The sequence below is a fragment of the Gracilibacillus alcaliphilus genome (assembly GCF_016909015.1).
GTDB classification, from domain to species: domain Bacteria; phylum Bacillota; class Bacilli; order Bacillales; family Amphibacillaceae; genus Gracilibacillus; species Gracilibacillus alcaliphilus.
Map to the genome: position 1 here is coordinate 64,235 of NZ_JAFBFA010000030.1, position 7,416 is coordinate 71,650.

Here is a 7,416-nt window from a genome sequence, read left to right on the forward strand (position 1 = left end):
CTTGTTTAAAATAAAGAAGCCTGCAAATGCAGACTTCTCATAAAATTGTTTATTTTACAATATGAATTGGTGTTCCTATCGCAACTTCTGCTGCTTCCATTGTGATTTCACCTAAAGATGGGTGGGCATGGATGGTCAGTGCTAAGTCTTCTGCAGTCATTCCTGCCTCAATAGCAAGTCCAACCTCAGCGATCATATCACTTGCATTCGGTCCTGCAATTTGTGCACCAATTAGTAAACCATCTTCTTTGCGAGTAACAAGTTTCATGAAGCCTTCACTTTCGTTAAGTGATAAGGCACGGCCATTAGCTGCAAATGGGAATTTAGAGCCTTTTACATCATAGCCAGCTTCTTTTGCTTGTTCTTCTGTATAACCAACTGTCGCCAATTCTGGATCTGAGAATACCACAGCAGGTATCGCATTATAATCAATTACTGATTTTTCACCAGCAATCGCTTCGGCAGCAATCTTACCTTCATAAGAAGCTTTATGTGCAAGAGGAGGCCCTGCTACAATATCACCGATTGCATAAATATTATCTACACTTGTACGGCATTGTTCATTTATTTCAATCAAGCCGCGATCAGACATTTTAATACCAATCTGTTCCAGACCAATCTCATCTGTGTTTGGTTTACGTCCAACCGTTACTAATACATAATCAGCTTCTACTTTTTCCTCTTTACCATTAACTTCATATGTTACTACTACGCCATCTTTTGTTTCTTCTACACCTTTGGCCATGGCTTCTGTTACAATGGTTGTACCTTTCGCTTTGAGCTTCTTCTTCACGATGGCACTCATTGGTTTCTCAAAGCCATTAAGGATTTCTTTCATCCCTTCTAAGATAGTTACCTCTGTACCAAAGTTAGCATATGCAGTACCCAATTCTGTTCCTACATATCCACCACCGATAACAACCAGCTTTTTAGGAATTTCTTTTAAATTCAATGCGCCTGTTGAATCAAGAACACGCTCAGAAAATTTGAAAGCAGGTATTTCGATCGGACGTGAACCAGTTGCAATAATACAGTTCTTGAATGTGTAAGTTTGAGAATTCTTATCATCCATTACTTTTACTGTATTTTTATCAACAAAGTATACTTCCCCTTGTACAATATCGACTTTATTACCCTTTAAAAGCCCTTGTACACCGCCAGTCAATTTCTTAACAACAGAAGCTTTCCAATCTTGTACTTTTGAAAAATCAACTGTTACATTTTCTGAAGTGATTCCTAAGTCTGCATCACCTTTAGCATGGTCATAACGGTGACCCGCTTCAATTAATGCCTTTGAAGGAATACATCCTACATTCAAACATACCCCGCCGACTGTTCCTTTTTCAACTACTGTTACCTTTTGGCCAGTTTGTGCAGCACGAATAGCTGCCACATATCCACCTGGTCCTGCACCAACAACAAGAGTGTCTAATTCAACCGGAAAATCTCCTACTACCATTTTTTACCCCTCCATCATAATTAATTGTGGGTCTGCTAATAAGCGTTTTACTTGATTTAACGCGTATTGTGCGGTAGCGCCATCCACAATTCTGTGATCAAAGCTTAGTGATAATGCTAGTACTGGTGCAACTACAACCTCTCCATCACGCGCAATTGGTTTCTCCGCAATACGGCCAATTCCTAAAATGGCTGCTTCAGGATAGTTGATAACTGGTGTAAACCATTGTCCGCCTGCAGAACCAATATTAGTAATCGTACAAGAAGCACCTTGCATTTCATTTGGAGCTAATTTACCTTCACGAGCTTTAACAGCCAATTCATTGATCTCTTTCGAAATGTCAAAGATCGATTTTTTGTCTGCGTGTTTTACAACAGGCACTAACAGACCTTTCTCTGTATCAGCTGCAATACCAATATTATAGTAATGTTTCTGAATAATCTCATTTGTTTCATCATCGATAGAAGCATTTAAAATCGGATTCTGTTTTAATGCTGAAACTAAAGCTTTTACTACATAAGGTAAATAAGTAAGTTTAATTTCTTGTTCCGCTGCAATCGGCTTGAATTTCTTACGATGTGCAACCAATTCTGTTACATCTACTTCATCATGAAGGGTAACGTGTGGTGCTTTATGTTTAGAATTAACCATCGCATTTGCGATTGCTTTTCTAATACCGCTCATTTTCTCACGGGTTTCTGGGAATTCTCCTTCAGGTGCTTTAGCTGCAGCTGCTGGTTGTGCTTCCGCAGTTTTTTCTGGCTGATCAGACGTCTCTGCCTTAGGCTGTTGATCCCCACTTAAGAATGCATCGATATCAGCCTTCACAATCCGTCCGTTCTTGCCGCTTCCTGTCACTTCTTCAATATTCACGCTGTTATCACGTGCATACTTACGAACAGACGGCATAGCAATAACACGATGACCTGATTCTTTGTCAGATGTCTCTTGTTTGGCTGGTTCTGGTTCTGGTTTTGCTTCTTTCTCTTCTGCTTTCTCTTCTGCTTTGTCTTCACTCTTGTCGTCTTCCGAAGAACCTGCATCCTCATAGCCTTCTGCTTCAATTGTAATAATTGTTTCACCAACAGTTGCTACAGAACCCTCTTCAAAGTGAACTTCCTTAACTGTTCCATCAACAGGTGAAGGAATTTCTACGACGGCTTTATCATTCTGCACTTCACAAAGTACATCATCTTCTTTGATTTCTTCACCAGCTTTTACAAACCATTTTACTATTTCGCCTTCATGGATACCCTCACCAATATCAGGTAACTTAAATTCAAAAGCCATTCCAATGACCTCCCGCTAAAAATTTATTACTAAAAGTTAACAACTTTGTTGACCTTGTCGATAATGTCATTATAGTTTGGCAGCCAAACTTCTTCTGCTTGTGTAAAGGCATATACTGTATCTGGAGCTGCTACAGTTAGAATTGGTGCCTCTAAATGTAGGATAGCCTTTTCTTGGACATTAGATACAATATATGACGCCATACCTGCTTGGCGTTGAGCTTCCTGAACCATTACCATACGGTTTGTCTTCTCAACAGACTGAATAATTGTTTCAAAATCTACCGGCATCACTGTGCGCAAATCAATAACTTCTGCATCGATACCGTCTTTCTCCAGTTCCTCTGCTGCTTTTAATGAAGCTTGTACCATTGCACCATAAGCAACTAATGTTACATCTTTTCCTTCACGTACTACATTAGCTTTCCCTAATTCAATTGTATATTCGCCTTCTGGCACTTCTTCACGGAATGAACGGTACAATTTCATGTGCTCTAAGAATACTACTGGATCATTATCACGAATAGACTGGATTAATAATCCTTTGGCATCGTATGGTCCAGAAGGAATAACTACTTTAATCCCCGGTTGTTGTGCTACAAGACCCTCTAGAGAATCCGCATGCAGTTCAGGTGTGTGTACACCGCCTCCAAATGGTGAACGAATGGTAACAGGTGCATTTTGTGTGTTACCAGAACGATAGCGTAAACGAGCCATTTGACCATTAATAGCATCCATTGCTTCATACACAAAGCCGAAGAACTGAATCTCAGGAACTGGACGGAATCCTTGTGTGGATAGACCAACAGCAATACCGGCAATAGCTGATTCGGCTAATGGTGTATCAAATACACGCTCTTCGCCAAATTCTGCTTGCAAGCCCTCTGTTGCACGGAATACACCACCGTTTTGGCCAACATCTTCACCGAAGACTAAGACATTTTCATCATTTTTTAATTCTACACGCAGTGCATCAGTAATTGCTTGGATCATTGTCATTTGAGCCATGATTTAGTTCGACTCCTTTTCTTTGTATTCTTCCAATTGTTCTGCAAGATGTGCTGGAAGTTCTTCATACATATTATTAATTAAGTCAGAAACTTTTTGTTTTGGCTGCTCGTCCGTTTTCTTGATAGCAGCTTTAATTTCTTCTTTTGCTTTTTCAATTACTTCATTTTCTTCTTCTTCTGACCATAGACCTTTTTCTTCTAAGAATTTACGGAAGCGAACAATCGGATCTTTCTTTTCCCATTCGCTGTCTTCTTCTTCTGTACGGTAACGAGTTGGATCATCACCAGCCATTGTGTGTGGGCCATAACGATACGTCAATGTTTCGATTAATGTCGGACCTTCACCATTAATGGCGCGTTCACGTGCTTCTTTCGTTGCAGCATAAACAGCTAATACATCCATACCGTCTACTTGAATACCTTCGATACCGGCCGCTACAGCTTTTTGAGCAAGTGTTTGTGCAGCTGTTTGCTTTTCAACTGGTACAGAAATGGCAAAACGATTGTTTTGCACCACAAAAATAGCTGGAGACTTGTATGCACCGGCAAAGTTAATCCCTTCATAGAAATCACCTTGTGAAGTACCACCGTCACCTGTATACGTAATGGCTACAGATTTCTGTCCGCGCTTCTTCATACCCATCGCAACCCCTGCTGCTTGTGTATATTGCGCACCAATAATAATTTGCGGGCTTAATGCATTGACACCTTCAGGGAACTGATTTCCATGAAAATGACCGCGAGAGAATAAAAATGCTTGATATAATGGAAGACCATGCCAAATTAACTGTGGTACATCGCGATACCCAGGTAAAATGAAATCTTCTTTTTCTAAGGCGAATTGAGTTCCTAATTGTGAAGCCTCCTGCCCAGCTGTTGGGGCATAGAATCCTAATCGACCTTGACGGTTTAAAGCAATGGAACGCTGATCTAGAATCCTCGTATACACCATTCGATACATTATTTCCTTTAATTCTTCATCTGAAAGTTCAGGCATAGCCTCTTCATTAACGACTTTACCTTCTTCATTCAAGATTTGAAACGTTTTGTACTGTTCTTCAATATTTTCTAAAGCACGTTTCACAAGAATTCACCTCTTCCTTCCTTATAACAAAAATTTAATTAATCAAATTTAGCTTCCCCAAAAGACTAAAAAATCTGTACCAAAGTTATTATTATTGCTATACCTTATCTTACAAAAAAATAAACACCTTATGTAATTATCAAACTGTTACATAAGAACAACAAAAAATCATTGGTACAATTTCTACTCTTTTATATTCTAGCTCATCCATAGCTTTCGGTCAAACCCTTTGCAATAATTATTTCAAAAAAATACCGAACAATCAAACAGGAACAAACCCATAGTTAAAGCGTTTTCTCCTCATCTGTTTCATAGTGTTTTCTTATCTGTATTATTCTGAAGATGACCAAGAAAAAAGCAGCTAGAAAACAATATTCAATAATACAAAGACTAAACTACTTTCTACAGCTATTACAAACAAAAACAATTAAGATCTTCGCATCTTTTTTACGCTTTGATGTGAAAAGATGCCAAAATAGATGTTCACTACAAGAAATCGCTTTCCGCAGGCATGTTCTGAAGATCCACTTTTGTCAAGTGCTCTTCTTGGTAAAAGTTAGCTAAGAGCATGCCCTCGGCAGCAGACTAACATCGCGACGACATTCGCCACGTCTGCACTAGTACATCCTGTACGTCGAAAAGCGAAACGGTCAACCGCAACGATTGCCTTACTCTCCATATCTTCTACAGAACTACGGAGGTTATTTCTGGCATTGGAATGCTTATCTTTCAAAAAGAATAGGGAGCAGACCCATTTATAGATCTGCTCCCTATTCTTTTTTGATAAACGCATTCAATTAACTGTATTTATATCAGGTTTCTTGCTTTTTATTCAAAACTAACATTTAAATCTGTCGCTTCATAGAACGCTCTTTTTTGTTCATTATAAGTATCCGTATATTCATTGAATTCATCATTTAAGCTAATGATCTCATCATAGGCTTGGTTGACCACATCTACTTGGTCTTTCAACTCTTCTTCGGTCAAATCTTCATCCATCATTAATTCATAGAGTGTGGTATTGTGATCTAAAGCAGCAGCATAAGCGTCATTGATTTGTTTATATGTATCATATCTTTGATCCATTGTCTCGATCAATGCATTGGCTGATTCTTGTTGATCTTCTTCTAAGTCACCAACAATCTCTTTAACCTTTGCAAATTCGGCCTCTGCTTCCTCCATGCTTTCCTTCTCTACTGTCAATAATTCTATGCGTTCTTCAATCGTAGCTAAAGCTTGTTCTGATAATGAGTTAATTTCATCCATTTCATCTGCCGATAATTCAATCATTTGATTATAAAGATCTTGCTCTTCATTTTCTAAATTAGCAAAATCCTCTTGCTGTTCGGCGAATGGCTGTTCCAATTCTGCTGTCTTTTCTAAATGGTCATACATATCGTGAGCAACAGATTGGCCGCTGCAGCCAATTAGGACAACTGTCATCATCAACATACTGTAAATCATTTTCTTCATACTCTTGTAATCCTCCCATAAACCTTTCGTTGTTCGACCTTATTTGCAATCTCATCCATTATAACATAGCAGCTTCCTTCTTTAAAACAAATGTATGAATTAGTAAGGTAATCTATACTTTTGTATTTTGTTTCTTTATAATATATATTACTATATAGTGTGTTTAAAAAGGACGGTAAAAAAGAATTGGTCGTTCCATGATCATCGAGAAACATATGCTTTTTACTGTACTTTTTAAACAACCTCTAAACCAAATAAAGAAAGGGGTCTGGCAATATGATTACAATGGAAGATATTGTACGTGAAGGAGATCCTGTTCTGCGTCAGGTAGCAGAAGAAGTAAAGCTGCCAGCAACACAGGAGGAAAAAGATATCTTAACTGACATGCTGCAGTTTCTAAAAAACAGCCAGGATGAAGAAATTGCCCAAAAATATCAGCTCCGTGCTGGTGTAGGTCTCGCCGCACCTCAAATCGGCATTTCTAAACGTATGATTGCTGTCCACTTTCAGGACCATGATGAAAAACAATACAGCTATGGGCTGTTTAATCCCAAAATAGTCAGCCATTCTGTTGCACAAGCTTATCTTGAAGGTGGAGAAGGCTGTCTGTCGGTTGATCGAGAAGTGCCTGGCTATGTACCACGCTATCAACGTATTACCATTAAGGCTACAGATCTAGATGGAAACGAGTTAAAACTTAAACTCAAAGGCTATGCCGCTATTGTCTTTCAACATGAACTGGATCATCTAAATGGAATTATGTTTTATGACCGAATTCATCAAGACGACCCATTTACAGTGCCCGAGAATGCAACGGCAATTGACTAATCAAACATTATACTTCATCTACAACAAAAGCTGAGACAAAACAAAAAGCGTTATCGTGAGCAGCGAATCAACCTCTTTCCTGCACCTCATCAAAAGATGGTCTTTATCCCTTTACCTAAATGACGTTGAATAACTCTATAAATGAGAAAAGGGAAAAGAGGACAGATCCATAAACGGGTGAACTGCACCCTGTCAAGTAGACAGTGAAAAAACAAAAATCTATGCAACAGTCTGGTACCGATATTCCAACGGTGCCAGGCTGTTTAATTTCTC

At 38.8% G+C, this 7,416-nt stretch carries 6 protein-coding genes; 1 reads left to right on the plus strand and 5 read right to left on the minus strand.

Features of this window, described 5'->3' with window-relative positions; translation table 11 throughout:
• Positions 1-49: 49 nt before the first annotated feature.
• From lpdA to JOD18_RS18345, 5 genes are all read right to left on the minus strand, one after another.
• Entirely contained in the window at positions 50-1,459 is a 1,410-nt protein-coding gene (lpdA, locus tag JOD18_RS18325) for a dihydrolipoyl dehydrogenase (protein ID WP_204670569.1), read from the minus strand.
• 3 nt (positions 1,460-1,462) lie between these two features.
• Positions 1,463-2,749, minus strand: coding sequence for a dihydrolipoamide acetyltransferase family protein (locus JOD18_RS18330; RefSeq protein WP_204670570.1), 1,287 nt, complete (start codon positions 2,747-2,749; stop codon positions 1,463-1,465).
• A gap of 29 nt (positions 2,750-2,778) precedes the next feature.
• Positions 2,779-3,756: an alpha-ketoacid dehydrogenase subunit beta gene (locus JOD18_RS18335; RefSeq protein WP_204670571.1), complete on the minus strand. Its 978-nt coding sequence runs from the start codon at positions 3,754-3,756 to the stop codon at positions 2,779-2,781.
• Between the two features lie 3 nt (positions 3,757-3,759).
• On the minus strand, positions 3,760-4,842 hold the full coding sequence (gene pdhA, locus JOD18_RS18340; protein WP_204670572.1) for a pyruvate dehydrogenase (acetyl-transferring) E1 component subunit alpha: 1,083 nt from the start codon (positions 4,840-4,842) through the stop codon (positions 3,760-3,762).
• Between the two features lie 828 nt (positions 4,843-5,670).
• Complete coding sequence (locus tag JOD18_RS18345; protein WP_204670573.1) at positions 5,671-6,315, minus strand: YkyA family protein; 645 nt, start codon at positions 6,313-6,315, stop codon at positions 5,671-5,673.
• 276 nt (positions 6,316-6,591) lie between these two features.
• Here JOD18_RS18345 and def point away from each other — a divergent pair, with 276 nt between their 5' ends.
• Positions 6,592-7,143 (plus strand): peptide deformylase, encoded by a 552-nt coding sequence (def, locus tag JOD18_RS18350; RefSeq protein WP_204670574.1) that lies wholly within the window; start codon positions 6,592-6,594, stop codon positions 7,141-7,143.
• Positions 7,144-7,416 lie beyond the last annotated feature (273 nt).

What these genes read in the sequence shown, in the direction of transcription:
- lpdA (WP_204670569.1), bottom strand. Translation starts at nt 1,459, where the DNA reads ATGGTAGTAGGAGATTTTCCGGTTGAATTAGACACTCTTGTTGTTGGT.
- JOD18_RS18330 (WP_204670570.1), bottom strand. Translation starts at nt 2,749, where the DNA reads ATGGCTTTTGAATTTAAGTTACCTGATATTGGTGAGGGTATCCATGAA.
- JOD18_RS18335 (WP_204670571.1), bottom strand. Translation starts at nt 3,756, where the DNA reads ATGGCTCAAATGACAATGATCCAAGCAATTACTGATGCACTGCGTGTA.
- JOD18_RS18345 (WP_204670573.1), bottom strand. Translation starts at nt 6,315, where the DNA reads ATGAAGAAAATGATTTACAGTATGTTGATGATGACAGTTGTCCTAATT.
- def (WP_204670574.1), top strand. Translation starts at nt 6,592, where the DNA reads ATGATTACAATGGAAGATATTGTACGTGAAGGAGATCCTGTTCTGCGT.